This window comes from Mesorhizobium sp. BR1-1-6, assembly GCF_020165355.1.
In the GTDB taxonomy this organism is placed as follows: domain Bacteria; phylum Pseudomonadota; class Alphaproteobacteria; order Rhizobiales; family Rhizobiaceae; genus Mesorhizobium.
In genome coordinates this window covers 1-26,934 of record NZ_JAIUHZ010000016.1, presented here as the reverse complement: position 1 = coordinate 26,934, position 26,934 = coordinate 1, and the positions used below count along the sequence as shown (strand labels likewise).

At 59.0% G+C, this 26,934-nt stretch carries 26 protein-coding genes; 20 read left to right on the top strand and 6 right to left on the bottom strand.

Annotation, left to right across the window (positions count from 1 at the left end):
- Nucleotides 1-220 precede the first annotated feature (220 nt).
- The 4 genes from clpP to LB545_RS23550 all read left to right on the top strand — a co-directional run bounded on the left by clpP (nucleotide 221) and on the right by LB545_RS23550 (nucleotide 5,573).
- The gene (clpP, locus tag LB545_RS23565) at nucleotides 221-850 is read left to right on the top strand and encodes an ATP-dependent Clp endopeptidase proteolytic subunit ClpP (RefSeq protein WP_027028064.1); all 630 of its coding nucleotides are present in this window, start codon (nucleotides 221-223) and stop codon (nucleotides 848-850) included.
- A 295-nt stretch (nucleotides 851-1,145) separates the two neighbouring features.
- Nucleotides 1,146-2,420: an ATP-dependent Clp protease ATP-binding subunit ClpX gene (gene clpX / locus LB545_RS23560; protein ID WP_140493939.1), complete on the top strand. Its 1,275-nt coding sequence runs from the start codon at nucleotides 1,146-1,148 to the stop codon at nucleotides 2,418-2,420.
- Nucleotides 2,421-2,692: 272 nt separating this feature from the next.
- On the top strand, nucleotides 2,693-5,104 hold the full coding sequence (gene lon, locus LB545_RS23555; RefSeq protein ID WP_140493937.1) for an endopeptidase La: 2,412 nt from the start codon (nucleotides 2,693-2,695) through the stop codon (nucleotides 5,102-5,104).
- 196 nt (nucleotides 5,105-5,300) lie between these two features.
- A complete protein-coding gene (locus tag LB545_RS23550; protein WP_006201846.1) occupies nucleotides 5,301-5,573 on the top strand; it encodes an HU family DNA-binding protein in 273 nt (90 codons plus the stop codon).
- A 93-nt stretch (nucleotides 5,574-5,666) separates the two neighbouring features.
- Here LB545_RS23550 and LB545_RS23545 read toward each other — a convergent pair whose 3' ends face one another.
- Nucleotides 5,667-6,689, bottom strand: a complete 1,023-nt coding sequence (locus LB545_RS23545; RefSeq protein ID WP_140515754.1) for an aldo/keto reductase — start codon at nucleotides 6,687-6,689, stop codon at nucleotides 5,667-5,669.
- A gap of 208 nt (nucleotides 6,690-6,897) precedes the next feature.
- Between LB545_RS23545 and LB545_RS23540 the strand changes: the two genes are divergently transcribed.
- Nucleotides 6,898-7,443: an SIS domain-containing protein gene (locus LB545_RS23540; RefSeq protein WP_140515824.1), complete on the top strand. Its 546-nt coding sequence runs from the start codon at nucleotides 6,898-6,900 to the stop codon at nucleotides 7,441-7,443.
- 4 nt (nucleotides 7,444-7,447) lie between these two features.
- Entirely contained in the window at nucleotides 7,448-8,191 is a 744-nt protein-coding gene (locus tag LB545_RS23535) for a creatininase family protein (protein WP_140515756.1), read from the top strand.
- A gap of 45 nt (nucleotides 8,192-8,236) precedes the next feature.
- Here the strand turns inward: LB545_RS23535 and LB545_RS23530 are convergent, their stop codons facing one another.
- The 3 genes from LB545_RS23530 to LB545_RS23520 all read right to left on the bottom strand — a co-directional run bounded on the left by LB545_RS23530 (nucleotide 8,237) and on the right by LB545_RS23520 (nucleotide 12,048).
- Nucleotides 8,237-9,154, bottom strand: a complete 918-nt coding sequence (locus tag LB545_RS23530) for a carbohydrate ABC transporter permease (RefSeq protein ID WP_140515758.1) — start codon at nucleotides 9,152-9,154, stop codon at nucleotides 8,237-8,239.
- A 13-nt stretch (nucleotides 9,155-9,167) separates the two neighbouring features.
- Entirely contained in the window at nucleotides 9,168-10,289 is a 1,122-nt protein-coding gene (locus LB545_RS23525) for a carbohydrate ABC transporter permease (RefSeq protein ID WP_140521848.1), read from the bottom strand.
- Between the two features lie 97 nt (nucleotides 10,290-10,386).
- Nucleotides 10,387-12,048, bottom strand: a complete 1,662-nt coding sequence (locus LB545_RS23520) for an ABC transporter substrate-binding protein (protein WP_140670011.1) — start codon at nucleotides 12,046-12,048, stop codon at nucleotides 10,387-10,389.
- 322 nt (nucleotides 12,049-12,370) lie between these two features.
- On the opposite strand from LB545_RS23520, the gene LB545_RS23515 reads away from it, so the two are divergent.
- From LB545_RS23515 to LB545_RS23480, 8 genes are all read left to right on the top strand, one after another.
- Nucleotides 12,371-13,525 carry an ISNCY family transposase gene (locus LB545_RS23515; RefSeq protein ID WP_224705926.1) on the top strand — a complete coding sequence of 385 codons (1,155 nt, stop codon included), beginning with the start codon at nucleotides 12,371-12,373 and terminating at the stop codon, nucleotides 13,523-13,525.
- A 167-nt stretch (nucleotides 13,526-13,692) separates the two neighbouring features.
- A complete protein-coding gene (locus tag LB545_RS23510; RefSeq protein WP_140515762.1) occupies nucleotides 13,693-14,742 on the top strand; it encodes an ABC transporter ATP-binding protein in 1,050 nt (349 codons plus the stop codon).
- Between the two features lie 27 nt (nucleotides 14,743-14,769).
- Nucleotides 14,770-15,222 carry an RbsD/FucU family protein gene (locus LB545_RS23505; protein ID WP_140493920.1) on the top strand — a complete coding sequence of 151 codons (453 nt, stop codon included), beginning with the start codon at nucleotides 14,770-14,772 and terminating at the stop codon, nucleotides 15,220-15,222.
- 4 nt (nucleotides 15,223-15,226) lie between these two features.
- Nucleotides 15,227-16,156 (top strand): ribokinase, encoded by a 930-nt coding sequence (gene rbsK, locus LB545_RS23500; RefSeq protein ID WP_140493918.1) that lies wholly within the window; start codon nucleotides 15,227-15,229, stop codon nucleotides 16,154-16,156.
- 207 nt (nucleotides 16,157-16,363) lie between these two features.
- The gene (locus LB545_RS23495; RefSeq protein ID WP_224705925.1) at nucleotides 16,364-17,620 is read left to right on the top strand and encodes a tyrosine-type recombinase/integrase; all 1,257 of its coding nucleotides are present in this window, start codon (nucleotides 16,364-16,366) and stop codon (nucleotides 17,618-17,620) included.
- Between the two features lie 15 nt (nucleotides 17,621-17,635).
- Nucleotides 17,636-18,157 carry a hypothetical protein gene (locus LB545_RS23490; RefSeq protein ID WP_224705924.1) on the top strand — a complete coding sequence of 174 codons (522 nt, stop codon included), beginning with the start codon at nucleotides 17,636-17,638 and terminating at the stop codon, nucleotides 18,155-18,157.
- Nucleotides 18,158-18,351: 194 nt separating this feature from the next.
- Entirely contained in the window at nucleotides 18,352-19,065 is a 714-nt protein-coding gene (locus LB545_RS23485) for a hypothetical protein (protein WP_224705923.1), read from the top strand.
- Nucleotides 19,066-19,174: 109 nt separating this feature from the next.
- Entirely contained in the window at nucleotides 19,175-20,068 is an 894-nt protein-coding gene (locus tag LB545_RS23480; protein ID WP_224705922.1) for a hypothetical protein, read from the top strand.
- Between the two features lie 560 nt (nucleotides 20,069-20,628).
- On the opposite strand, the gene LB545_RS23475 is transcribed toward LB545_RS23480, so the two are convergent.
- Nucleotides 20,629-21,072: a hypothetical protein gene (locus LB545_RS23475; RefSeq protein WP_224705921.1), complete on the bottom strand. Its 444-nt coding sequence runs from the start codon at nucleotides 21,070-21,072 to the stop codon at nucleotides 20,629-20,631.
- Nucleotides 21,073-21,381: 309 nt separating this feature from the next.
- Between LB545_RS23475 and LB545_RS23470 the strand changes: the two genes are divergently transcribed.
- The 4 genes from LB545_RS23470 to LB545_RS23455 all read left to right on the top strand — a co-directional run bounded on the left by LB545_RS23470 (nucleotide 21,382) and on the right by LB545_RS23455 (nucleotide 23,748).
- On the top strand, nucleotides 21,382-21,618 hold the full coding sequence (locus LB545_RS23470; protein WP_224705920.1) for a helix-turn-helix domain-containing protein: 237 nt from the start codon (nucleotides 21,382-21,384) through the stop codon (nucleotides 21,616-21,618).
- Between the two features lie 95 nt (nucleotides 21,619-21,713).
- Nucleotides 21,714-22,289, top strand: coding sequence for a tyrosine-type recombinase/integrase (locus tag LB545_RS23465; protein ID WP_224705919.1), 576 nt, complete (start codon nucleotides 21,714-21,716; stop codon nucleotides 22,287-22,289).
- Between the two features lie 10 nt (nucleotides 22,290-22,299).
- The gene (locus tag LB545_RS23460) at nucleotides 22,300-22,920 is read left to right on the top strand and encodes a hypothetical protein (protein WP_224705918.1); all 621 of its coding nucleotides are present in this window, start codon (nucleotides 22,300-22,302) and stop codon (nucleotides 22,918-22,920) included.
- Nucleotides 22,921-23,115: 195 nt separating this feature from the next.
- Nucleotides 23,116-23,748, top strand: a complete 633-nt coding sequence (locus LB545_RS23455; RefSeq protein WP_224705917.1) for a hypothetical protein — start codon at nucleotides 23,116-23,118, stop codon at nucleotides 23,746-23,748.
- Between the two features lie 86 nt (nucleotides 23,749-23,834).
- On the opposite strand, the gene LB545_RS23450 is transcribed toward LB545_RS23455, so the two are convergent.
- Nucleotides 23,835-25,388, bottom strand: coding sequence for a hypothetical protein (locus LB545_RS23450; protein ID WP_224705916.1), 1,554 nt, complete (start codon nucleotides 25,386-25,388; stop codon nucleotides 23,835-23,837).
- A gap of 114 nt (nucleotides 25,389-25,502) precedes the next feature.
- Between LB545_RS23450 and LB545_RS23445 the strand changes: the two genes are divergently transcribed.
- Together LB545_RS23445 and LB545_RS23440 are read left to right on the top strand one after the other, a co-directional pair.
- Nucleotides 25,503-25,769, top strand: a complete 267-nt coding sequence (locus tag LB545_RS23445; RefSeq protein ID WP_224705952.1) for a helix-turn-helix domain-containing protein — start codon at nucleotides 25,503-25,505, stop codon at nucleotides 25,767-25,769.
- 350 nt (nucleotides 25,770-26,119) lie between these two features.
- Nucleotides 26,120-26,506 (top strand): DUF3768 domain-containing protein, encoded by a 387-nt coding sequence (locus LB545_RS23440; protein WP_224705915.1) that lies wholly within the window; start codon nucleotides 26,120-26,122, stop codon nucleotides 26,504-26,506.
- Nucleotides 26,507-26,934: the final 428 nt, after the last annotated feature.

Below are 26,934 nucleotides of genomic sequence, written 5' to 3'. Positions count from 1 at the left end.
CCTGTCAGGCCGCAGGTGCCGTCGCGAGCCGGCGGAAGCGCCCGCCGTTGCGAATCTCGCCTGGAAAGCTTGATTCGACTTACCCAGATGGCTAGGAGGGGTCGGCCTTGCACAAGGATGAGCCGGCATCCTATTTACACAATAACGATCCCGAACCGATTCTGCCCGAGTTGCCAGCATGTCCGGCGCCGGAATCCCACCGCGAGACAAGAGATAACGAATGAAGAACCCCGTCGAAACCTACATGAACCTCGTTCCGATGGTGGTCGAACAGACCAATCGCGGCGAGCGGGCCTACGACATTTTCTCGCGCCTCCTCAAAGAGCGCATCATTTTCATCACCGGTCCGGTCGAGGACGGCATGGCGACGCTGGTCTGCGCGCAGCTTCTGTTCCTGGAAGCCGAGAATCCGAAGAAGGAAATCAACCTCTACATCAATTCGCCCGGTGGCGTCGTCACCTCGGGCATGGCCATCTACGACACCATGCAATTCATCAAGCCGGCCGTGTCGACGCTGTGCATCGGCCAGGCGGCCTCCATGGGCTCGCTGCTCCTGACCGCCGGCCACAAGGACATGCGCTTCGCCACGCCGAACGCCCGCATCATGGTTCACCAGCCGTCCGGCGGCTTCCAGGGCCAGGCGTCCGACATCGAGCGTCATGCCCAGGACATCATTAAACTGAAGCGCCGCCTCAACGAGGTGTACGTCAAGCACACCGGCAAGAGCTACGACGAGATTGAAAAGACGCTTGACCGTGACCATTTCATGACCGCGGACGAGGCCAAGGACTTCGGCCTGATCGACAAGGTCATTTCGTCGCGCGAAGCGGCCGAAGGGGCGCTGGCATAACGGCATATTGGCAGTTGGATGGCGGCATCACGCGCTTTTGGCGCGTCTTGCGGCATTTCGGCCACAATTGGCTGTTCCCTCGACGATCGGGATTGCCTACGTTAAGGCTATGTTGATTTTCGACGGCTTAGCTTTGTGTGGGGTTGCTGCGAATCATTGCCACGTTTTCTGATTTGTGTTTCGTACGGAATACGTTGCGGGAGCCGGGATACTGGCGGCGGCGGATTCCCGCGATAAATAGAGTATGCGCCCTTTCAGCCAGACCATCGGCGGGCGGCCATGAAAGGACATGAAAATGAGCAAAGTCGGCAACAACAGCGGCGATTCCAAGAACACGCTTTATTGCTCGTTTTGCGGCAAAAGCCAGCATGAGGTGCGCAAGCTGATCGCCGGCCCGACGGTCTTCATCTGCGACGAATGCGTCGAGCTGTGCATGGACATCATCCGCGAGGAGAACAAGACCTCGATGGTGAAGTCGCGCGAGGGTGTGCCGACCCCGCAGGAGATCCTCAAGGTTCTCGACGACTACGTTATCGGCCAGCCGTACGCCAAGCGCGTGCTTTCGGTGGCCGTCCACAATCACTACAAGCGCCTCGCCCATGCCGGCAAGAACAACGATGTCGAACTGGCCAAGTCCAACATCCTGTTGATCGGCCCGACCGGTTGCGGCAAGACGCTGCTGGCGCAGACGCTGGCCCGCATCATCGACGTGCCCTTCACCATGGCCGATGCCACGACGCTGACCGAGGCCGGCTATGTCGGCGAGGACGTCGAGAACATCATCCTGAAGCTGTTGCAGTCGGCCGACTACAATGTCGAACGCGCCCAGCGCGGCATCGTCTACATCGACGAGATCGACAAGATCTCGCGCAAGTCCGATAACCCCTCCATCACCCGCGACGTGTCGGGCGAGGGCGTGCAGCAGGCGCTGTTGAAGATCATGGAAGGCACTGTCGCCTCGGTACCGCCACAGGGCGGCAGGAAACATCCACAACAGGAGTTCCTGCAGGTCGACACCGCCAACATCCTGTTCATCTGCGGTGGCGCCTTCGCCGGGCTGGACAAGATCATATCGGATCGTGGCCGCAAGACCTCGATCGGGTTCGGCGCCACCGTGGCATCGCCCGAGGATCGCCGCACCGGCGATGTCTTCCGCCTTGTGGAGCCGGAAGATCTCTTGAAGTTCGGCCTCATCCCCGAGTTTGTCGGCCGTCTGCCGGTCCTGGCGACGCTGGAAGACCTCGACGAGCCGGCGCTGATCCAGATCCTGACCGAACCGAAGAACGCACTGGTCAAGCAATACCAGCGGCTGTTCGAGATGGAGAATGTCGACCTGACCTTCCACGAGAACGCATTGTCTGCAATCGCCAAGCGCGCCATCGAGCGCAAGACCGGCGCGCGTGGCCTGCGCTCCATCATGGAAGCGATCCTGCTCGACACCATGTTCGAACTGCCGGCGCTCGAAGGCGTGCGCGAAGTGGTGATTTCGGAAGAAGTGGTGACCGGCAGTGCCCGGCCGCTCTACATCTATTCCGAACAGAAGGAAAAGAAGGGCAATGTCAGCGCCTGACATGCCACTTGAACCCATATTTTTGTGGAACGGCGCCCTCGGGGCGCCGTTTTGCCATGAGAGGCATGCGACCTTCGCGAGGGAATGGAACGCCGGCGATGTTAACTCTTGATCTTTGGCCCTCCTGCATCCACCTAACACGAGAAGGCCGAGGTGCCCGATTTCTGTGCTGTAAAACTCCCGTCACAACGGTGGTAGGCGGAACGATCCCCGGTCGTTAATATAAGATTCGCGGTTGGCCGATTGGCGGCCGCGACATGAAAGGTTGGACAATGGCCAAAATAACCAAGGCTCCCAGCGACGGCGTCTTCGCAGTCCTCCCACTGCGCGACATCGTGGTGTTCCCGCACATGATCGTTCCGCTCTTTGTCGGGCGTGAAAAGTCGATCAAGGCGCTGGAAGAGGTGATGGGTCAGGAAAAGCAGATCCTGCTCGCCACCCAGATGAATGCCGCCGATGACGATCCGGAGCCCGATGCCATCTTTGATATCGGCACGCTCGCCAACGTGCTGCAATTGCTGAAGCTGCCCGACGGCACCGTCAAGGTGCTGGTCGAAGGCGCCTCGCGCGCGAAAATCACCGCCTTCACCGACCGTCCCGACTTCCATGAGGCCCGCGCCACCGCGCTGGTCGAGCCGGAAGAGGAAGAGGTTGAGGTCGAGGCGCTGGCTCGTTCGGTCGTCACCGACTTCGAGAACTACGTCAAGCTCAACAAGAAGATCTCGCCCGAGGTGGTTGGTGCCGCCAGCCAGATCGACGACTATTCCAAGCTCGCCGACACGGTCGCTTCGCACCTCGCCATCAAGATCCCCGAAAAGCAGGAGATGCTGGCCACGCTCTCGGTCAAGGAGCGGCTGGAAAAGGCGATGGGCTTCATGGAGGCCGAAATCTCCGTCCTGCAGGTGGAGAAGCGCATCCGCTCGCGCGTCAAGCGCCAGATGGAGAAGACGCAGCGCGAATACTACCTCAACGAGCAGATGAAGGCGATCCAGAAGGAGCTCGGCGAAGGCGAGGATGGCCGCGACGAGGCCGCCGAGATCGAGGCCCGCATCAAGAAGACCAAGCTCTCCAAGGAGGCTCGCGAAAAGGCGGAAGCCGAATTGAAGAAGCTGAGGACGATGTCGCCTATGTCGGCGGAATCCACCGTGGTGCGTAATTATCTCGACTGGATCCTGTCGATTCCGTGGGGCAAGAACTCCAAGGTCAAGCAGGACCTGGCGTTCGCGCAGAACGTGCTCGACACCGACCATTTCGGTCTCGACAAGGTCAAGGACCGTATCGTCGAGTATCTCGCCGTGCAAAGCCGCCAGAAGAAGCTCAAGGGGCCCATCCTGTGCCTCGTCGGCCCTCCCGGCGTCGGCAAGACCTCGCTCGGCAAGTCGATCGCCAAGGCGACCGGCCGCGAGTTCATCCGCATGGCGCTGGGCGGCGTGCGTGACGAGGCCGAGATCCGCGGCCACCGGCGCACCTATATCGGCTCGATGCCCGGCAAGGTCATCCAGTCGATGAAGAAGGCGAAGAAATCCAATCCGCTCTTCCTGCTCGACGAGATCGACAAGATGGGCCAGGATTTCCGCGGCGATCCGTCGTCGGCTTTGCTGGAGGTGCTCGACCCCGAGCAGAACTCGACGTTCATGGACCACTATCTGGAGGTCGAGTACGACCTGTCGAGTGTGATGTTCGTGACGACGGCGAACACGCTGAACATCCCTGCGCCCTTGATGGACCGCATGGAAATCATCCGTATCGCCGGCTACACCGAGGACGAGAAGATCGAGATCGCCAAGCGGCATTTGCTGCCGAAGGTGGTGCGCGATCACGCGCTGCAGCCGAAGGAGTTCTCCGTCAGTGAGGACGCGATCCGCGCCATCATCCAGACCTACACCCGTGAAGCGGGCGTCAGGAGCCTGGAGCGCGAGCTGATGAAGCTCGGGCGCAAGGCGGTGACCGAGATCCTGAAGACGAAGAAGAAGACTGTGAACATCACGGCGGACAATCTCGCCGATTATCTCGGTGTTCCGCGCTTCCGCTTCGGTCAGGTCGAGGCAGACGACCAGGTCGGCGTCATCACCGGACTTGCCTGGACGGAAGTCGGCGGCGAGCTGCTGACGGTCGAAGGCGTCATGATGCCCGGCAAGGGCCGCATGACGGTGACCGGCAATCTGCGCGACGTGATGAAGGAATCGATTTCGGCGGCGGCCTCCTATGTCCGCTCGCGCGCTCTCGATTTCGGCATCGAGCCGCCGCTGTTCGACAAGCGCGACATCCACGTCCACGTGCCGGAGGGTGCCACGCCCAAGGATGGGCCGTCGGCCGGTGTGGCGATGGCGACCGCGATCGTCTCCGTGCTGACCGGCATTCCGGTCAGGGCCGATGTCGCCATGACCGGCGAGATCACGCTGCGCGGCAGGGTGCTGCCGATCGGCGGTCTGAAGGAGAAGTTGCTTGCCGCACTGCGCGGCGGCATCAAGAAAGTGCTGATCCCGGAAGACAACGCCAAGGATCTGGCGGATATTCCTGACAACGTGAAGAACGGTATGGAAATCATCCCGGTCTCGCGGGTCGGCGAGGCGTTGCGCCACGCGTTGGTGCGTATGCCGGAGCCAATCGAATGGGTCGAACCGGTCAATCCTCCTGCCGCGACGGACACTGCGGATGACGCCGGAAAGTCGCTTGCGCATTAGTTCTTGCTAAAGTTGCAGCGCACAAACAGAAAGCCGGGCCTCGCGCCCGGCTTTTTCATGTGAAAAACCCCGGAATTCCGGGCTTTTTTCCATTCTTTCCCGGCTTTTCGACTTGGTTGCGCGAGCGCTTCTTTCTAAAGTCCGTTTCCTGCCGGATGAGTCGTGAGTTCCGGTGTTCTCATGGAAGGGAATTTTTATGAACAAGAACGAACTGGTGTCCGCTGTTGCCGACGCCGCGAGCATTTCGAAGGGTGACGCGCAGTCGGCTGTCGATGCGGTATTCTCCGTCATCACCGGCGAACTGAAGAAGGGCGGCGATGTCCGGCTTGTCGGCTTTGGCAATTTCACCGTGTCAAAGCGCGCAGCCTCGACCGGCCGCAACCCTCAGACCGGCGCCGAAGTAAAGATCCCGGCGCGCACCGTGCCGAAGTTCTCGGCCGGCAAGGGTCTCAAGGACGCCGTCAATTAAGCGCCTTTTTTAAATTTCAAAATATCAGAAAAGCCGGGCAAGCCCCGGCTTTTCTTTTGCGCTCCTACTGGTCGATAGGTTCGTGATTGCGAGCTACCCGGTCGGCGCGTCCGCCCGCATCAGGCCGTCCTTCTTCAGGTCGGCCCAGAGTGCCGCCGGCAGTCTCGCATCGAGCAGTGACCGATTGCTTTCGACCTCGCTTGGCCGCTGGCCACCGGGGATCACCGACACGACGGACGGATGCAGCAACGGGAACTGCAGCGCTGCTTCGATCAAGCGCACGTCATGCCGTCGGCAGACCGCCTCGATGCGCGCCACCCGGTCGAGCACGTCCCGCGGCGCTTCGGTGTAGTTGTAGAAGGCACCCGGCTTCGGCCCCGTGGCCAGGATTCCGGAATTGTAGGGGCCGCCCAAAACGATGCCGATGCCGCGCTTCTGGCAGAGCGGCAGGAAGGATGTCAGCGCCTCCTGCTCGAGCAGCGTATAGCGGCCGGCGAGCAGGAACAGATCGAAATCACCGCGCTCGGCCAATGTCTGGGCAACCTGCCATTCGTTGATGCCGCCACCGAAGGCCTTGATGACGCCCTGGTCGCGCAAGGCAAGCAGCCCGTAATAGCCGGAGCGCATAAACTCCTCTATGCGCTGGTCGGACGCTTCCTTGCTGCCATGGGTGAAGATGTCGACGTCGTGCACGAACAGAATGTCGATGCGGTCGACGCCGAGCCGTTCCAGGGACGCTTCGAAGGAGCGCATCACGCCGTCATAGCTGTAGTCGTAGACCTCCTTGCGCGACGGCGTGTCGAAGAACTTGCCGATGCCGGTGCGCTCTTGCGGCGGACAGGCGCGCATGATGCGGCCGACCTTGCTCGACAGCACGTAGTCGTCGCGCTTCTTGCCGCGCAGGAAGGGGTTGAGCCGCGTCTCCGACAAGCCAAGCCCATAGAGCGGCGCGGTGTCGTAATAGCGGCAGCCGGTCGCCCATGCAGCCTCCAGCGTCGCATTGGCGTCCTCGTCGGAGACCGCGCGGTAGAGGTTGCCGAGCGGCGCCGTGCCGAAGCCGAGTTCGGTGAAGCTGATGCCGCCATTGCCGATGCGGTCGAAATGCCGTGTCTTCATATCCTGCCGTTTGCCTCATTGATTTGTCTGACATGACACTATCACGCTCGTGGCACAGCAAAAGCGCGCAGGGGCGTTGGACACGGATTTTGGCGGTGATAGCATGAATAAAAACAAGCTGTTCGGGGAGAGACGTGACCGGGAATTTCCACTCTTCTTCGACCTCGGATCGTTGGACGGCACCGTCGTGAGCGATGGGGGCTCGCAGATGTTCAGGACCGCTCTGGACGAGCTCGGCACTGTGCTGGCGCGCGTCGACGACGGCCGGATCGATGCCGCCTGCGAGATGCTTGCAGGAGCACGGCAGATCGTCGTCTACGGCTGCGGCCGCGAGGCCTTGCAGGTCAAGGGCTTCGCCATGCGGCTCCATCATCTGGGCCTGCCGGTGTCGGTGGTCGGTGACATGACCACGCCGCCCGTGGCGCAGGGCGATGTCTTCCTGGTCAGTTCCGGGCCTGGAGAAACCGCGACCGTGCTAACCCTGATGCAGGTGGCGCGCCAGGCCGGCGCGACGGTTCTGCTTCTGACCGCTCAGCCCGGCGGCAGTGCAGCGCGCTTGGCCGACTTCACGCTGCTCGTGCCGGCGCAGACCATGGCCGACGACCAGGGTCCGCAAAAAACATCGGTCCTGCCGATGGGATCGGTGTTCGAAGGCGCGCTGTTCCTGCTGTTCGAGGTCATGGTGCTGAAACTCAGGGGTCTGACCGCGGCCTCGCCGGAGGCGATGCGGGCCCGTCACACCAATATGGAGTAGTGCGATGCGCTACGAGTTGATGCTGCCGCACCAGATCCGCAAGGCGATCGCCCAGAACTGGCCGATCGCCCTGCCGCTCGGCGTGCTCGAATACCATGGCGAGCACATGGCGGTCGGCATGGACACGCTGGCGGTCGTCAAGACGCTGGAGCTGTTTGAGAAGGAGCGGGAGATCGTCATCCTGCCGCCCTTCTACTACGGCGCGGCGAGCTACGCCGTGGCGCCGCCGGAGGGCACAGGCTCGGTGCAGGTTGGCGGCAATCAACTGGCGCCCTTCGCGGAGGAACTGTTCTACAGCCTGCTGCGCATCGGTTTTCGCAACATCCACGCCATAATCCACCACCAGACCGAGAATTTCGCCGCCGGCATGCCGACCGATCTCGCCTTCAAGGCCGCCGGACGTCAGGCGATCTTCCGCTTCCTTGAGAAGGAACGAGGTGAAGGCTGGTGGGGCTCCGAGGCGATGGCCGCCTACTATGCCGAGCATGCCGAGGGCAGCAATTTTTTCAACTGGGTGCAGGTGCATCCGCTGATGCCGGCCGAGATGAACGGCAAGTACCCGTTCGATCATGCCGGCATCGGCGAGACCTCGCTGATGCTGGCGCTATGCCCTGAGGCTGTCGATGCCGGCCATTTCGCCGACAATACGAGCTGGTATACGGCCAGCGCTCCGGATGCCTCGGCTGCGCTCGGAGCAGAGGGCGTTGCCATGATCATGGATCACCTGCGCACGATCCTGAGGGGCTAGCGCGGTTCTCCTTCTCCCTTGTGGAGAAGGTAAGGACGGCGCCGCCTATTTCACCGCTCCCGCGGTCATACCCATGATCAGGTAGCGCTCCAGCGCGATGCCGATGACGGCCAAGGGCGCGATTGCCGCCGTGGCAAGCGCTGCCATCGACCACCAGTTGATGCCTTGCGAACCGGTCTGGCTCGCCACCATGACCGGAATTGTCTTGGCGTCGGTCGAGGTCAAAAGGGCGGCGAAGAAATACTCGTTCCAGCACAGCACCATCGCCAGGATGAAAGCCGCGACCATGCCGGGCAGGGCGATCGGCATGACGATGCGAAAGAACGCGCCCCAGATCGACAACCCGTCGACGAGAGCCGCTTCCTCGAGCTCGACCGGGATGGAATTGAACTGGTCGCGCATGATCCAGATGACGATCGGCAGCACCATCAGCGTGTAGAGCAGGATCAGCCCGATGCGCGTGTCGAGCAGTCCGACTTCGCGGTAAAGCACCAGGAACGGCAGTGCGAGCACGACCGGCGGCAGGATGAGCTGCGACAGGAAGAAGAAGGAAATGTCCTCGTTCTTGAACCAGGCGAAGTGATAGCGGTAGCGCGTGAGGCCGTAGGCGGCGAGGCTGCCGATGACGATGGCGAGGCTCGACGCGCCGACCGAAGTGATGACCGAATTCATGAAGCGCTTGAAGAATTCGTCGCGGACGGTCGACGTCTGGAAGATCGAATCCGGCGACAGGCCAAGCGATCGCCAGCCCTTCCAGTCCGGCTGGAAGTCGACGAAGGGGATCAGATGCCCCTGGGTCACGTCTACCGCCGACTTGAACGAGGTCGTGATCGTCCAGTAGATCGGAAAGAGGCAGATGAAGGCCCAGAACACAAGCGCGCCATAGATGAAGACGCGGCTGGTGATGAAGCTCGCCGGTGAGCGGATTTCGGAGACGGTATAGTCGGTGGTCTGAACGCTCATGATCCCTGCCGCACTAGTTCACATTGCGCACGAAGCGGTTGGCGACCTTCAGCAGCCAGGTCACGAACACCACGATGATGACGAGATAGGCCATCGCCAGCATCGTGCCGTAGCCGACATTGGAACGGTCCCGGTACTCGCGATAAATAAAGCTCGACACGGAATCGGTGGCGCCGCCGGGACCACCCGAGGTGACCGTGATGATGATGTCTGCCAGTTTCAGCTTGAAGATGATGCGCAACACGACGGCGGTCACCGACACCGGCAGCATCAGCGGGAAGGTGACCTGCCAGAAGGTTTGCCAGGCCGTGGCGCCGTCGACGCGCGCGGCCTCCAGCACCTCGCGCGACATCGCCTGCAAGCCGGCAAGCAGCATGATCATCATGAAGGGGATGAAGGTCCAGGCGTCGAGCATCATGATCGAGATACGGGCGGTGATCGGGTTGGAGAAGAAAGCGGGGTTGTCCCAGCCGAGATGCCGCGCCAGCGTCGCCGCCGGCCCGAACCGGTACTCCATCAGCGATTTGCCAATCATCCACGAGACCGCGACCGGCGACAGCATCAGCGGCATCAGGAAGACGACGCGAAAGAATTTGCGCGCCCGGATCTGCGCATTGAGCAGCAGCGCCAAGCCGAAGGCGATGACATATTCGACCAGCACCGCCAGCACATAGAGCACCATGTTGAACAGCGCGTTGCGGTAATAGGGATCGCCGAGCATCTGCCAGAAATTGTCGAGCCCGTTGAACTTGCGGCCCGAGAACGAACTCAGGTTCCAGTCGGTCAGCGCGATGTAGAAGCCGAACAGGGTCGGGAAGATCACCATGGCGATGGTGAACAGCAGCGCCGGCAGCAGGAACAGCGCCCGCTGGCCGTCTTCGCCGCGCGTCAGCACCTGGCCGACGCCGAGTGCCACGCCCCACAGCACATAGGCGTAGACCACGGGCCGCCATGTCTCGAAGCCGATCGTGTCGACCTCGCTCTTGTAGAGGATTTGCACCAGGATCGTTGCCAGAAGGCCGAGCGTCGCGACGGCCATCAGGGCCCAACCAAGCCGTTTGCGGCCGGGCGGGATCAGATCGGTCGGTACGGAATTTGCCGGCCACGCATTCGTGGTCGAAGTCTGGTCAGCCACGCCTCTTGCCTCTTTTGCGCAAATGACCGGCCGAAGCCGGCCAAGATACGGCCCGGCGACGACGTTCCGCCGGGCCGTGATCCATCATAACGCCTGCCTACAGGCCGAGCGAGGCCTTGTAGAGCTTGATCTGGTTGTCGCGGCCGATCTGGTCGGTCAGCTTCTCCCAGGCCGCGGCAATGGCATCTGCGCCCTCCTGGGCCTTCATCTTGCCGGCGAAGGTGTTAGCCAGAATGTCCTCGGCGGCTGAATAGTATTGGAAGATGCCGGGAATGCGTGGCTCGATCGCCGCGTTCGGGTGGTTGTAGCTGTCCGATTCCGACTTGAGATAGGAGGTGATGAAGGCTTCGTCATAGCCCGCCGCCACCCATTCCGGAATGTCGAAATGCGAGTTGCGGTAGGGCTGGAAGCCTGACGGGTACATCGCCGTCCAGATCGACAGGTCCTTGCCGCCGAGATGGGCGGCGGCGGACCATGCCGCCTTCTTCTTCTTCTCGTCGCTATCGACGCGGGCCATGACGTATACGCCCCAGCCGAGATAGGCGCAGTTCGGCGCATAGTTCGGTCCGCTGGCGAGTTTGTCCCACTGCCCGGTCTTGGAGTTGTAGACATCGTCGGAGCCGGGCAGGATCGAGAAGCCGGTGACGTCGCCTACGACGGAGGAGTCGTTGGTCTTGACGTTCGAGCCGACATCGCCCCACCAGGTGACCATCGAGCCGGTGCCGGCCAGGAACTGCTGGAAGGCGGTGGTGTTTGGATCGGCGTTGATCTGGTCGGCAGGCTCCGAAGGCAGCGCGTCGATCACGTCCTGTATAGCGCGCACCCAGGCCGGATTGTTGATGCGCGGCTTCATCGTGTCGGCGTCGAACAGCCAGGCCTTGTCGTCGGGGTGCTTGGCGTAGGCGGTGGCGCGGCTGCCAAGGAAATAGAAGCCGAATCCGCCCCAGGGTTTCGGCGCGTCGAGATAGCCGTAGACGTCCTGACCCTTGACCTGCTTGCCCTTGAGGAACTTGGTGACAGCCTGGACCTGCTGCCAGGTCTTCGGCACGCCCCATTCACCGCCGCCGCCGTCCTTCCAAGCCTTGGCGAGGTCGGCATCGGAAAACACATCGGTGCGGTAATTGAAATTATGCGCGTCGCCGTCGACGGTCACGCGGTACTGCTTGCCGTTCCAGGTGCCGACAGGCGGCTTCAGATAGTTGACGAGGTCGTCGAAATCGATCTGGGTCTTGACCCAGTCGGGCATCTCGGACGTGAGGCCCTTGCCGCAGACGTCGCCCTCGAACGGCGCGCCCATCTCGATGATGTCGAAGTCGACCGTGCCGGTGGCGATCGACTGCTGCAGACGGGCATTGTAGTCGGCCTGCGCCAGATCGATCCAGTTGATCTTGGCGCCGGTATAGGTTTCCCAGGGCTTCAGGAAGCCGCGGAACAGCACATTGTGCAGGTTCTGGTTGTTGAGACCCATGAAGGTAAGCTCGACGCCGGCGAATTCGCCTTCCTTGACATTGGCCTTGGTCGCCTCGAGACAGAGCTCGCCGACCTTCTGGAAGTCGGCGTCGGTCGGCTGACCCTTGCCCACGCCGGGGATCTGCAGGATTTTCGAGCGCAGCTCACTGGCGGCGGAGGCCGGGCGCGTGAGGGCGCCGAGCCCGGCGCCGGATGCGGCAGCGATCGCGGCCATCGAGGCCGCGCCCTTCAATATGTCGCGTCGGGTTGCCCCCGCGCGGACCAGCGTTTCGTAGAGACCTGTTTTCATCGATGTTCCTCCCAGAATATCTGTTGTGAATGCGGCCAAATTTCTCAGGCGCTGGAGCGCCAAACGATTCTCCCGGTTCGGAAACGAACGATGCAGGACCCCACCTGCTCGATTGAAGTTCCGTTTTTTTGGTTCGGGCAACCGGTATTCGGACCAGCGCCCGTCACTATTCTCGCAACCAAACGCCGTGTCAACGAGACCGGGTTTTGTCTGTCGTAAGCAGATGAGTTGTCCGGATTAGGTAGCACGTGAGTTGTCCGGTTTTATCGCCAGCGGATGGAGGCTGGGGATGAAGCGGACGGCATGGCTACAGGACCGGAGAATGCAAAAGTTTCGGGACGTATTGAGCCGCTGGAATGGCGGCGATCTTTCGATGATGGAGGCAGGCGAGTTGCTTGGCATGTCGGAGCGGCAATTCCGACGCTACCGCGACCGGTACGAAGAGGCTGGGGACGCTGGGTTGCTGGATCGGCGCTTGGGCAAGCTTTCGACGCGTCGGGTGCCGGCGGAAGCGATTGAGGAGATGCTGGAGCTTTACCGTCATCGCTACCTCGGCTGGAATGTGAAGCATTTCCACGAGCACCTGCTGCGCGATCACCATTTCAGCTGGGGCTACACCTTCATCAAGACGCAGCTCCACGCGGCGGGCCTTGTGGAACGGGCCAAGCGGCGCGGTGCTCACCGGCGCAAGCGGGAGAGGAAGCCTTGCGAGGGGATGATGCTGCATCAGGATGGCAGCCGTCATCGATGGCTGGTGGGTGAGCCGATGCTGGACCTGATCGTGACGATGGACGATGCGACGAGCACGATCTATTCGGCCTTCCTGATCGAGGAGGAAGGCACGGCGTCGAGCTTTCAGGGCCTTCTGGAGACATTCGTCGCCAAGGGATTGCCATCGAGCCTCTACAGCGATCGCGGCAGCCACTATTTCGTGACGCTGAAGGCCGGCGAGGCGGTCGACAAAAGCCGGCTGACCCAGGTCGGCCGGGCACTCGAGCGGCTGGGTATCGAACATATTCCAGCCTATTCCCCTGAAGCGCGAGGCCGCTCGGAGCGGATGTTCTCCACCTTGCAGGATCGGCTGCCGAGGGAGCTGGCGCTGGCCGGAATTGCCGACATCGAGGCCGCCAACCGGTTCATCGCACAGACCTACCTACCAGCTCACAATGCCCGCTTCGCCAGGCCGGCCGCGGTCGAGGACAGCGCCTTTGTCGCCGCAGACCCGCAACAACTGGCCCAGATCCTGTGCATCGAGGAGGAGCGCGTCGTTGCCCGCGACAACATGGTCGCCTTCGCGCGGCTGCGATTGCAGCTGCCGCAGAGCCCGATCCGGCATCACTTCGTCAAAGCCACCGTCAAGGTCAGGCACTACCCGGATGGAACCCTGGCGATCTTTCACGGGCCGCGCCGCATCGCTCGCTACAGCTCTGACGGCGCCGCAATCGAAGACACTTGCCCCATCAGGCAAGCCGCGTGAACCGCTTCGACGCCAAAACAGAAGCGGACAGATCATGTGCTACCAAACCGGACAACTTGATTAGCTACCGACACGAGACCGGGTTTTGTCGGGAAGAGACCGGCTTGCCCTGGCAGGTCGCGTTGGTTAGCTTCTGCGCATACGGCAATGGAGCCGATGGGGGAGATATGGCTCAAGTCGCGATCAGCAAAGTGGCCAAGGCGTTTGGAACCGTCAAGGTTCTGCACGAAGTCAGCGTCGATATATCTGACGGCCAATTCGTGGTGCTGGTCGGTCCTTCGGGTTGCGGCAAGTCCACGCTGCTGAGAATGGTGGCGGGGCTGGAGACCGTCTCCGGCGGCACGATCGCCATCGGCGACCGTGTGGTCAACCACTTGCCGCCGGCCAAGCGCGACATCGCCATGGTGTTCCAGAACTATGCGCTCTATCCGCACAAGACAGTCGAGCAGAACATGGCCTTTGCGCTCAAGCTGCGCAAAACCGATCCGGCCGTGGTTGCCGAGCGGGTCAAGCGCGCCGCCGACATCCTCGACCTCAACCCTTATCTGAAACGCTATCCCCGGCAGCTTTCCGGCGGCCAGCGCCAGCGCGTCGCCATGGGCCGCGCCATCGTGCGCAACCCGCAGGTGTTCCTGTTTGACGAGCCGCTCTCAAATCTCGACGCCAAGCTGCGCGTGCAGATGCGCACCGAGATCAAGGAACTGCACCAGCGGCTGAAGACCACCACCATCTATGTCACGCATGACCAGATCGAAGCCATGACCATGGCCGACAAGATCGTGGTGATGCGCGACGGCCGCATTGAACAGGTCGGCGCACCGCTGGAACTGTTCGACCGGCCTGCCAACTTGTTTGTCGCCGGCTTCATTGGCTCTCCGTCGATGAACCTGCTCAAGGGCGTCGCGCGCAAGGGCGGTGTCGACATCGCCGGCGCTCTGTTCCCGGTCGCGCCCGGCAGCGCTGCGGAGGAAGGGCGCGCCGTCGTCTATGGCGTGCGGCCGGAGCATCTCGAGATTCATGCCGATGGCGTGCCTGCCAAGATTTCGGTGGTCGAGCCGACTGGCTCGGAAACCCTGGTCTTCCTGCGTTTCGGGGACGGCGAGATGGTGGCGCTGTTCCGCGAACGCCACGACTTCAAGCCCGGCGATACGCTCAAGCTCAGGCCGCGGCTCGACCACATCCATCTGTTCGATGCCGAGACCGGCAAGCGTCTCTGATCTCAAACTCATTTCACGAGGAATATCATGCTCAAAGGGATCAATCCGCTCCTCAATGCCGACGTGCTCCAGGCATTGCGGGCGATGGGACACGGCGACGACCTGATTGTCGCCGACACCAACTTCCCCTCCGATTCGGTGGCGCGCCAGACGGCGCTCGGGCGGCTGCTGCGCATCGACGCGCCGGCGGCGCAAGTCGTGAAGGCGGTGCTGTCGCTCTACCCGCTGGATACGTTCGTCGACGATTCGGCCGCGCGCATGGAGATCGTCGGCAAGCCGGACGAGATCCCGCCCGTCCAGCAGGAAGTGCAAAAGGAGATCGACGCCGCCGAGGGCAAGCCATGGCCGATGCTGCCGGTCGAGCGCTACGCTTTCTACGAGCGCGCCAAGCAGGCTTACTGCGTCATCCAGACCGGCGAGCGCCGTTTCTACGGCTGTTTTGCCTTCCGCAAGGGCGTGGTCCCGCCGGATGCGGAGTAGCGGCATGCTGGCCGGCAAGCCGATCGTCATCCTCGGAGTCTTTGTCGCCGACACGGCCTATCGCGCCGCGCGGCAGCCGCGCATGGGCGAGACGATCCTCGGAACGTCCTTCACCCTCGGTCCCGGCGGCAAGGGTTCGAACCAGGCGGTTGCGGCCGGTAAGCTCGGCGCCGATGCAACCTTCCTCACGCGCCTCGGCGTCGATGCCTTCGCCGACATGGCCAAGCGCACCTGGAAGGACGCCGGCGTGAAGAATGCCGTGATCGACACGCCCGACAGCTATACGGGCGCTGCCTATATTTTCGTCGAGGAGGGCACCGGCAACAACGCCATCATCGTCAGCCCCGGCGCGGCGATGCTGATCTCGCCCGACGACATCGAGGCCAATGCCGCCCTGATTCGTGGTGCCGGCGTCTTCGTGACGCAACTCGAACAGCCCATCGAGGCGGCGCTGCGGGCGTTGGAGATCGCGCGCGGGGCAGGGGTGACGACCATCCTCAACCCGGCTCCGGCGGCCAGGCTCCCCGACCGCATCTATTCGCTCTGCGACTACCTCACGCCCAACGAGACCGAGACGGAGGAGTTGACCGGCATGAAGGTCGCCTCGGTCGATGACGCCCGCGCAGCCGCCGGCAAGCTGCTCGAAAAGGGCGCCGGCGCCGTCATCGTCACGTTGGGAGAGAAAGGCGCATTGCTGCACACGAGGGATCGGTCCGAACATGTCGCCGCCGTCAGCGCCGGCCCGGTGGTCGAGACCACGGGAGCCGGCGATGCCTTCAATGGCGGCCTGGCCGCCGCGCTGTCGCGTGGGATGGAGCCCCTGCAAGCCGTGCGCTTTGCTTGCGCCGTTGCGGGCATTTCGGTGACGAGGCCAGGCACCGCGCCGTCCATGCCGGACTTGCACGAGGTCGAGGCGCTGCTGGCGAGGGGCTGAGGCGTTTGAATGAAAGGCGCCTGAATGGTGGGCGATGACGGGCTCGAACCGCCGACATCTTCGGTGTAAACGAAGAGGACTGCTTACTCTGCACTCCCCTTGTCTCCCCATCAGCACTGTTTTCATTGACTTATTTCATGGCACACTACCTTGTGGTTCCCGCTGTTTCCCGCGATACTAGTTGCTAGTCTGTAGCTAGGAGCGATCATGGCCATCACAAAGACTGATGTGGACACACTCCCTGGGAACTCCGTCCTTTGGGACTCGGGAAAGGGAAGCGTTGTCGGTTTCGGTGTTCGTAAACAGCGGCGCGATGCGGTGTTCGTGATCAAATACGCGATCGAGGGCCGCCAGCGGTGGTATACGATCGGACGGTTTGGATCTCCGTGGACCGTCGACCAGGCGCGCCTGGAGGCCAAAAGGCTTTTTGGTCAGATCGCATCCGGAGTCGATCCTGGCCAAGCCAAACGCGATGCCAAAGAGGCAACGCCTGTACTTTCGGTTTCGGACCTTTGCGACCGATATATGGAAGTGGCAAACGCGGGTGCCATTCTGACAAGGTTCAATAGGCCCAAGAAAGCCTCTACCCTGCAAATTGATATCGGCCGCATCGAGCGACACATCAAGCCGCTGATCGGCACTACGCCAGTCACGGAGGTCGACGCCAAGGTCGTTAAGCGCCTGATCCAAGACGTAGCCCTTGGCAAGTCGGCAATTGACGTCAGAACAAAGGCAAGAGGTCGAGCAAGGGTTACAGGCGGGGCCGCCACCGCAGCTCGGGTGGCCGACCTTTTGTCCGGAATGATGACCTGGGCCGTTGATGAAGCCATCATTGACAAGAACCCAGTCCATGGCGTCCGACGGTTCCGCAGCGAGGCAAAACAGCGCTTCCTCAACGACGACGAACTAACTGCGCTGGGAGCGCAACTCCGAAAAGGCAAAGACCAAGCCGACAAAGCCTTTCATCCCTATGCCCTGGTAATTATCGAGCTACTCTGCCTGACTGGCTGCCGATCAAGCGAGATCACCAAACTCGTTTGGTCCGAGTTTGACCCCAACCAGCATTGCCTCCGACTCTCCGACACGAAATCGGGATACAGTTTGCGGGCCATCGGGAGTCCGGCGTCGGACTTAATTAGCAAGCAAACCGTCGTTGAGTCGTCCCTCTTCGTGTTCCCTGGCGCCAAGGGGATTTCAAACTACCAAGGACTGAACAAAGAAGCCCCGCGCCTCTTCGCATCCGCAGGGCTGGTAGGCGTGACATGTCATGTGCTCCGTCACACATTCGCATCGGTCGCTTCAGGATTGGGGTATTCGGATTCCACAATTGCTGGATTACTCGGTCACAAAGGTCGCGGAGTAACTTCTCGATACATCCATCGACCGGACGCGGCGCTAGCATCTGCTGCAGAAGCGGTGGCAAAAGAAATTTTTGAAAAAATGCGAATTGAAATTAAGCGCTGACGCGGTTTGCGCGACATGTGCGTCTGCGCAATTTGCCCGCGCAACGTCGGCGATTTCCGCCGCCGTAAAGACCGCGGCTTTCGCCTTGATCGAAATGAATCGCACGAACGTGAATCCGCGCGGAATTTAGCAAACAACGAAAAATGGCATGGAAAATTTGAAACGCGCAATTCCGCGATGACTCGCGTCATGTGCATTGTGCGCGCGCAAATTTCCGCGCGTGACGTCTACGATTTTCGCCACGGTAAAGGACGTGTGCACCCGAACAAAGGAGTACACGTTGTGCAGGAAACTCAATCCAAAAAAACTCAATTCGAGGCAGTTGAAAATGCACTGTGCGATCGTCTGATCGACGAAAAAACACTGGCTATTCGCTGGGGAGTTTCAACGAGGACACTACAGAACAAACGCGTCGCCGGAAACGGAATCCCATTTCTGAAAATCAGCTCATCGGTGCGATATCGCATAAGCGATGTGATCGCATTCGAAAACGCAGCAGTGCGTTTATCGACGTCAGACTCTTCGGACGCAAATTAATCAGCATCGCATTAAGTTTGTCGGTCATCGAGACGCACACGCGCGTGCGCGCACCGCAACGCGCAATTCGCCTCAACGATAGCTCAGTCCGACAGCAATTCCGGTCATCGTAAATGATTGGGTCGAACGACACTCGCTCGTTCGGCGATCTCCAACTTTGTCAAAAATCACCAACTTAACGAAAGGAAACTGCCGTGAAATCACGTCAGAAGGAAATCCGACTCGCGCCGATCAACGCAGAAGAGAATGGCGGAAGGTCCATCTTGCGGACCTCCAAAAATGCTCGCGATGACGACATCCAAAAGCTCGGCAAACGCCTGCGAAAACAGGACGGCGTCGCAAACGTGTTGATCGAGTTTCGGTCAGAGTTCAACGCACTCAAGCATGCATTTCATGACTACGTCCGGGGATCGACGGTCGCCACTTACGCCGCGGCCCGATTCCTCGTTGAAGACAAATCGTCATGGGCCGAGTTTTGTCGGCACCGGGAGTGGCGAGAGCGGAAGCGCCTTGCACCGCGCGTACGCCACCCAGAAGACGCACTGCGCGCCTCTGCCAGGATCGCTGTCGGATTTGATGGCAAACGAGCGACAAGACGGGCCAGCCGCCTGTACCGGCTCTTGGAACCATTTTTTGCCCGAAAGACCCCCGTGCGCGAAGTTGCATCAATGATCAAAGAGGGAGGTTTGAAGCGCCTAGCCGAGGTAGGCGCGACGTTGAAAAAAGGGAAAAAGGGAGCGTCGAAATCAGCAAAGGCCCCCGACTGCCGGTTTGCGATCAATAACCAGAAGATGACGAAGAGAATCGCCGCAATGAGCGCAGGGACAAAATTCAGATTGTCTGCCAAGTTGAAAAAGTTAAAGGGCGGCGCTATAGAGCTAATAATATACAACGTCAAAACTATGTGAGTTATTGTAATACACTAATTACACAATGTATGTAATACATGTAACAATAATAATAGCTATATGACCATATATATTAATATAGCTATTATTTTCTTGTAAGGCACCCGCAATGAGAAGAGAACCGATACTAACTCAGAGCGTTTTTATCAAAACACATGATAAAATCGATGAAGCTATCGCCAAGAAACTTCTGACCCCGCTAGGCGAGGAGCTTCTGAACATCAACCTACGCCATGCGCTGCTCGAAAGGGAGGCCAAATGCCTATACGCCATCAACAAAAGGTCACGGATCGCCTTCGCTAAATCCGTGTACAGGACCTTGAAGCGCATAATCAACAACAAGGGCAAGAAAGCTGCGTATCATTTCGTCACCCTGGCACCAGCAAGGTTCGCTGTCCCCATCTCGCAAGCCTCGGCCATGGATGTCGCGCGCATCATCAAGTGGGCCAGGCGTCACCTCGGGAAGTGTCACTTCCTCGCCTGTGTAGAGGCTGCAATCTACCCCAACCTTGCTAAGGCTGGCATCGCCCGGGAGATAGTGGTCTCCTGGCACGTTCACGCCATCGTCTGGGGGGGCAAACGCGAAGCCGTTAAAAAACGCGTGGACAGGGTCACCAAGCGATGCCCCTCCCTCCTTCCAGGCGTGCCGGCAGGGCACGTTGCGACGTTCACGGCCGACGAGATCCTCGGGCGGGTATGGTACGCTCTCAAGGCCCCCTGCTCCGAGCACAACGTGTACCCGATGAAGACAGAGGATGTTGATGGGGAGAGCGGGGAGATCTTCACGGCAGCTACCGGACGGTTCAGGCAGAAAAAGCGCGAGATCCGCCCCGGCAATGCCGTCCGGATGGTTGGGGTCATGGGAACGCGAACGATCCCTGACTTAGCTTTCGGTGGCGGCAAGGGTTTGGCGCTTCTGGAACGGGCTGAGGAGGCCGCCAGACGCGCATTGGAGAAGGAGGATAGGAGGACCGAGCAGCGCCTCGCCCGGTTGTTTGAGTAGCTCCTACGTTCGCTTCCGCGGCGGGGCTAAGTCGCCAGTGGCCCGGTCATCTCGCTGATCAGATGCTGTTAGCCCCTCCTCGATCGCGGGCAGCTTCCCCGATTCGTGCGGCGCTGGAGCGCGCAATCTCAAACTCGAAAGCATCCCCCCGCAAAGAACTCATGGCCACCAACACGACTGGTGGGAAAGAACTCTGCTGCACGCGCTTCACCCGGCGCGCGCTGCTGCTCAAGAACCCTACTTGCTGTTTTTGAGCCTCGGCCAGCTTTTCATCTCCGGCCAGCCGTGGCTTCGAGCTCAGTCAGCTTTCTGTCCCGATCTTCCAGATCTATCGTAACCAGCAGCTTGGCTTTGCGCGCTTGGTCGGCCTCCATTCGACTACGTTCAACTCTGAACTTTCTGGTTTCAGCAAGGCGGCCTTCATAGTCCTCCCGCGTCGCGCAATCAACGGAGGCGCAAGGGGATTCGTTGAGCTTAATACTCTTCTTGCCGGTGAGGCAGCTGATCGTCGGTTCGCTTAAATTCCTGGGCTATTCCGTCATAGCTGGTCGCGGCCTGACCTAGAGAGGTTGTGCGCCTTTTTGCCCGGTATTGATGACGTTGAGCTGGTCTAGGCAGCCGACAATAACTTCGCCCAGCCGCCTGGGTTCATCGGTCGAAAATTGCCAGCGACCTTCTGACCCGGGGAATTGTAGGATCACTCGATCGATTTGATCGTCAAGCAGGAGCGGCTCGGCAATCAGCTCAAACGTCTCGGGTGTAAGCTCGGCCACTATCTCATGATTTAGTGCCGTCGCGTCCACACTTATCGGGCCGGCTTTTCGGATTATAAATCCATTCGCCTCGCGAAAGAACGCTAGGCCGACAGCCTGATTGTCTACGATGTTCCATGTCTGATTGCTCGAATAGACAATGGACCGATCGCCGAATAGGCGTATTCCGAATTTCCGACCGGATACGTCAGACTCCAACTGACAATAAGATCCCCTGTCCGATTTCGTCATGGATACGGCCCAATTTCCTTCGGAGCCGAGAACCTCTCCACCACTGTTACATCCGATCAATAGGACCGTCGGCAACGCTACGAGAGTCTTCAGGTACGTCCTCGCTTTCGTGAAAATGCTCATTATCTCCAAACCCCCGGAATCTCGATCCTTGGCCAACGTCTCCGTAGCCTTTTTAGGTTCTTAAACGGCTGATGATCCTGGTCCCGCGACAATTGTTTCCGTCCACGGACGGCTTCGGGGCCTAACTGACATTTACATATTATAGTTGATAAACTCAAGCCAGCGTTTCCGCAATTGCTAGTCCCTATGGACATACGGAAACTCGTCGGGCGGAATCTTTCGAGAATTCGGAAAGCGGCCGGTCTCACTCAGGAGGCCGTCGCAGAACGCGCGAATTTGAGTCAGCAGTACGTCAGCGGCCTGGAAAGCGGAAAACGAAATCCAACGGTGGAGACATTGCTGGTTTTGGCCCAGGCTCTTGGGGTAAGCCACCTCGATCTCGTTAAACCAGACGACCAGTCTCATCAAGAAAACTTGGGCTAACGCCTCCAAAATCTCATTCCGGGTGCTATTTCGGCTTGAAAATAGGAATATATGCCTATAATCTAGAGTTGTCCCCACCTCTGGAGCGCAACCCGATGTCTGGTCGTCAAGCCAAGGTCGTTACCGATTCAATGTTGCGCAAAATGCTTGCGCATACGCGCAAATCATCGCGTCCGATGAGGGATCGGGTGATCATACTCTTATCCTGTAAGGCCGGCTTGAGGGCCTGCGAAATCGCCGGATTGGAGTGGTCTATGCTCCTCGATCCGAAGGGGAGGGTCGGGAACCTGGTCGTGATCGAGGATCGTATTGCGAAACGTCAATCCGGACGCAGAATTCCACTTCATCCCAGCCTCAAGAGTGCCCTGTTTCTGTTGCGAGGGGAGGAGGGAGGCGACGGACCTGTGATTAGTTCAAGCCGCGGCGGCGCGATGCGGGCAAATAGCATCGTCAATTGGTTCGTCGAACTGTACAGCGAGCTGAACTTCGAAGGGTGTTCGTCTCATTCGGGACGCCGGACCTTCATCACGACGGCAGCACGATCCGCGCACCGCGCGGGGGGATGCCTCCGCGACGTTCAACTCCTAGCCGGTCACCGATCTTTGTCGATGACCCAGAGTTACATCGACGGCGACACAGATGCCCAACGCCGTATCGTTTCCATGATTTGAGATAGCGACGATGCCTGACCAAAACGAAGTGGCTAGTGGGCCGGTCCCGCGCGCGCGGGTTTTGAGGATCCCGGTTGCCGAGAAGATCCTGGCGCCGTTCAATCAAGGGGATCTGGATAGCCTGTGTGGCGTCTACTGCGTGATGAACGCCGTCCGATTTCTGTTCCCGGAGCTTGGACGCGAGAAGTCGATTGGCCTTTTCCAAGTCCTTTCAGAAAACCTGACGACAAACAGAGTGACGGCGCATGAGACGGTTGGGTTGGGGATCGAGATTCCCACAGTCTACGCTCTTGTCGAGGCCGCGTGCGACTACCTTCAAGAGGTGCTCGAGGCACCGATCAGCATGGCCATGTTGACCTCGAAAGTCCGTCGGTTCGATGATCTATGGGCCGCGTTGCGCGAAGGTCTTCGCGGCAACCAGGTCGCCATCATCGGTCTCTCTGGTCGTCACGATCATTGGACAGTTGCCTACCGTATGACTGCGAGAACGATCCGGTTGTTCGACTCCGACTCGATGAAGGTTTTGCAGCGGGCGCGGTGTTCACTCCGCGACCCGAGAGTTCCTTACCAGATCGATCCTGACGAGATTATTCTCATTCGAAGGGGAGGGGTAGTTGGTAGTAGATTCTAGTAGAAATCCCGGTGGTCGTCCTATCTGTACTAGATTGATCCGAACGAGATCCTTCTCGCACGAAGGGCAGGGTTGGTCGGTAGTAAAATCTAGTAGAAATTTTGGTGATCGATCCATCGGGGTGAAATGTCACTTTTACACTGAGAGGGGTTGACGGAGGATCGGTGCGCATCAAACACGAACGGAACCCCATAGATGACCCTTCAGGAGTATCTCGAATTTCGGAAAAGGGTCGTCGAACTCGATGTGGACGCGATGAAAAAGGTCGAGACGAAATCACCTCCGATCGACGCTGCCGATTTCGTCCTAAGGGTCTCATACGTCATCCTCAATAGTGGAATGAGGTGGACGGTTGCCCAAGACATCTGGACCCGGATGAAACTATCCCTTATCGAAACGGGGGAGGTTGGGGACACGTTTGGTCACCCGGGAAAGAAGAAATCCATCAACCAGGTGGTGTCGAACCGATCGGAATACTTCGACGGTTTTCGGTCGGCGTGGCAAAATGGACCGGACGCAGTGATCGAGTTTTGCGAAACCCTCCCTCACATCGGCGGGATCACGAAATATCACCTGGCGAAGAACCTGGGTGTCGACATCGCGAAGCCAGATGTCTGGCTGGAAAGGGTCGCGGCAAACTCGGGTGAGGGTGTTCAGGAATTGTGCTCGCGGTTGTCAAAACTGGCGGGAGACAGCGTCTCGACGGTTGATTACGTGATTTGGAAAACATGTCAGCAGGGGTGGTGGCGCACCAAACATTCCCAGACTCCGACAACTAACCGAATGACGCGGGTTCGACGCGGACTAACCACTCTAAAAAAGAACTGAAGGGCGGGATTGACCGGCGAAGGCGCTGGGCAGAAAGTCCTTCGTACCAAACTAAAGGGAACCAGGACGAGCCGCTCAGGAGGAAACTAAAAGTCTTTTTTTATTTCCTTTGTGCCAGGCATGTTCCCTGCCTCCGCGGCAAGCATTTTGACGGAATCCTTGCACATGCCGTCAAGTTCTTTTGAAAATTCCCGCGTCACCGACTCACTCAAAATTCGATCTAAGTACGATTTGATATTATTTATTCCGTCCGAACTCAAGTATTTACGATCATAGCGCCATAGAGGATAAGTAGCGGTCGAGTTGTCCCATATCTGATTTGGGGACATGGCGTTAGATGATGAAACAGTTCTTTGCTCTATGACTTTTATCGCGGTTCGAGCCTCCCTCATCATGGATTCGTCCACATATTTCCTCTGATATTGAATTCTATTATCATAACAAATCGATACCAGCTTGTAGGCGCCATAGAAGTCACTGAGGATCTCAGCTGGGTCCGACAATCGCGCCTCAAGTGAAGATTGTGCTTGGGAATTTTTAGTGGCAACTTCGCTAAGTCTGGAGACTTGGGCAGCGGACTGGTCAACCATCCCGTCGAGGATGGCTTCAAGGGCGATCAACCCATCCGACAGGGATGCCATGACGACCAGATCGTCTAATTTTAGAGGCCCGCCGTTGAAGTCAAGGCTAAGTTCGATGAACATATCTCCAGCGTTGTAAGCGAAGATTGTCGACAACGCGTCTCTTGTGGCACTTTCAGACTCAAGAGCGCATTTCGAAAATATCTGTTCGATCTTCTGCCGCCTGCCTGAAGACAGACTCAATTTTGCCAGCATATTTCCAGAGCTGTATATAGGATTGTCTACGTTGGCATGTTTGACCATTTCAATCATCCACGAGTCAATCTTGTCAGATACGGTCCTGGATGTTTCATCGTACTCGTTTTTATTCAGGTCGTATATTGTAAATAGATTTGAGAGCGTTCGGTGATCGAGAAAGCGACAAAACTCTGCATCGTCCGTCATTTCTCCGTATATTACTTTATTCTCATCGGAGAATTGTTCACTACTCTCATCCCGGACCACCGTTCCGGACTTTGCCATACCTGCGTTTGCAGCTGGAGAGGCGCGGCCAATCTCGCCAATCTTTGCAGGGCAGAGGGTTTTGAAGTTATCGATTGCCAAATCGTAGTCTGACTGATGCTCTCCCCAGCCGCTGTCCTCAGCGTCGATGTCGTATGGGAGATCACCGTCCACGGCAGGACCTTTGAATGTGAGCCGATCGCCCCAAACGTTGGTGAACTTGCCCGTGTCGCAGTTGGCTTTGATGTTGAGCTGAACCTTGACCTCAGCGAGCGTTTTGTCGACGCATTGATCACTGTCGTCGAGGTTGTATTGCACGCAAAATTCCTTGGCGTTCTCGCGCGTATGTTCCAGGGAAATGACGGCGTCGTTGGAATTAATACCAGACCGTCCAGTGATCGTGACCTCCATTCCCGCCCTCGACCCGTATGACAGCCGGTCGCTGTTACCGGCTGTCTGTGTGTCGCTCTCGCCTGCCCAAGCTTGGCTAATGCCGGGGGCGAATGCCAGCCCAGTGACGACGAATCCCAGAGCGCCAATTCGTGTTCCGATTTTCATGTGGTTCGTCCGAAAGATTCGTCACGGTTGCGCAAATCTTCAACAACCTTCGCGATAAATAAGGGACTGTCAGTCCGTCGATTGTCAAGCCGTTTGTACTGCTTCTTGCTCACGATGAACGTGCGCAAGATCATTGGCTGGAACCTCCGCAAGCTGCGTGTCGAGCAAGGTTTGTCGCAAGAACGGCTGGCGCTGGCGGCGGAGATCGATCGGTCATACGTTGGTCGAGTCGAACGCGGTTCGGAGAATGTCACCATTGACAAGTTGGAAGCACTGGCCATGGTCCTGGGCGTCTCCGCCTCGGATCTCTTGATTGAACCTCCGAAAGGTGCTCGCGAGCCATCTCCGCTTTCTTCGGGCAGAAGGCCGAAGACACGATAGCCGCTGGATATAGAGCGCCCCAAAAGAGTGTATCACGTCGTTCCTCCGAGGTGGGATACCCCGATTTTGCATACCGGCCGAGCCTCGGTTGTGACCTGGCAATTGGTCTGCTGGCTGTTTTCCGGCTTGAAAATAGGCATATATGCCTATACTGTGATCCTCACCGGGGTGCATCTGGGACGTCCATCGGGTGACGTCTTGGACGATTGCGGCTGAAGAACTCATCGGTTGAACAACGGCGCCGACGTTGGGTCGCGACAAAGGTTACTGACTCGAACAAAAAGGAACGAGACCTGACCGGTAAATTGGCCGGCCAGACGGGACCTCTCGTGCCCAAGAAAGGGAAGACCATGACCGACCTGAAACCGAAGATGCTCTTCGGAGAAGCCAACAACATCAGCCTAGCCCTTGGCGAGACGGCCCTCAGGACTAGGCATTTGAACGACGACCTGAGAATCCGGCGCCTCGGTGGGACCATCGTCGTCACCTCCGGGATAGCAGCCCTCGATCCCTCGACGATCAGGGACATCATCTCGGCCATCACGTCATTCGATCGTTTTACTTCTGAGAACGATCCCTATGGAGAGCACGATTGCGCGGTCATGATGATCCGCGAGATCAAGATTATTTGGAAGATCGATTACTACGATCTGAGTCGCCGCTACCATTCTCCGGACCCGGCCGACCGGAATGTCACATCTCGGGTGATGACGATCATGCGCGCTGACGAGTACTGACCTATCCTCGCAGTGAAAATTATACTGAGGTGAAGGTCCAAGTTGCCGCCGTCGATTTTCGACACGACTATCCCAACAACTAGCAACGCGCAGATTGCTGTGATGGGCTCCCAGTCTTTTGCTAAACACTGCTAAATGCTTGATTTGAGAGGGAGAGGGGGACTTTTCTATTATTCAAAGACGAGTGTTTCTGGCATTTCGCCCCTCCGCTGTGCGTTGGCCGCGGCCTTCCTAATTGGCGTCTCGGCAATGTGGATATCAGACATCGTGTTTGAGTATGTCGTGCGGAAGATCAAGCCGGCGGTCGAAGACTACCCCGTTCGTCAGTTTGGAACATCCGCCTGCTCGACCCCGCGGCCGATAGTATTCGCTCCCCCGGCGGGGCGCCCCAATGAAAGCACGTGGCCCGCCCGCCGACTGCCTACGGA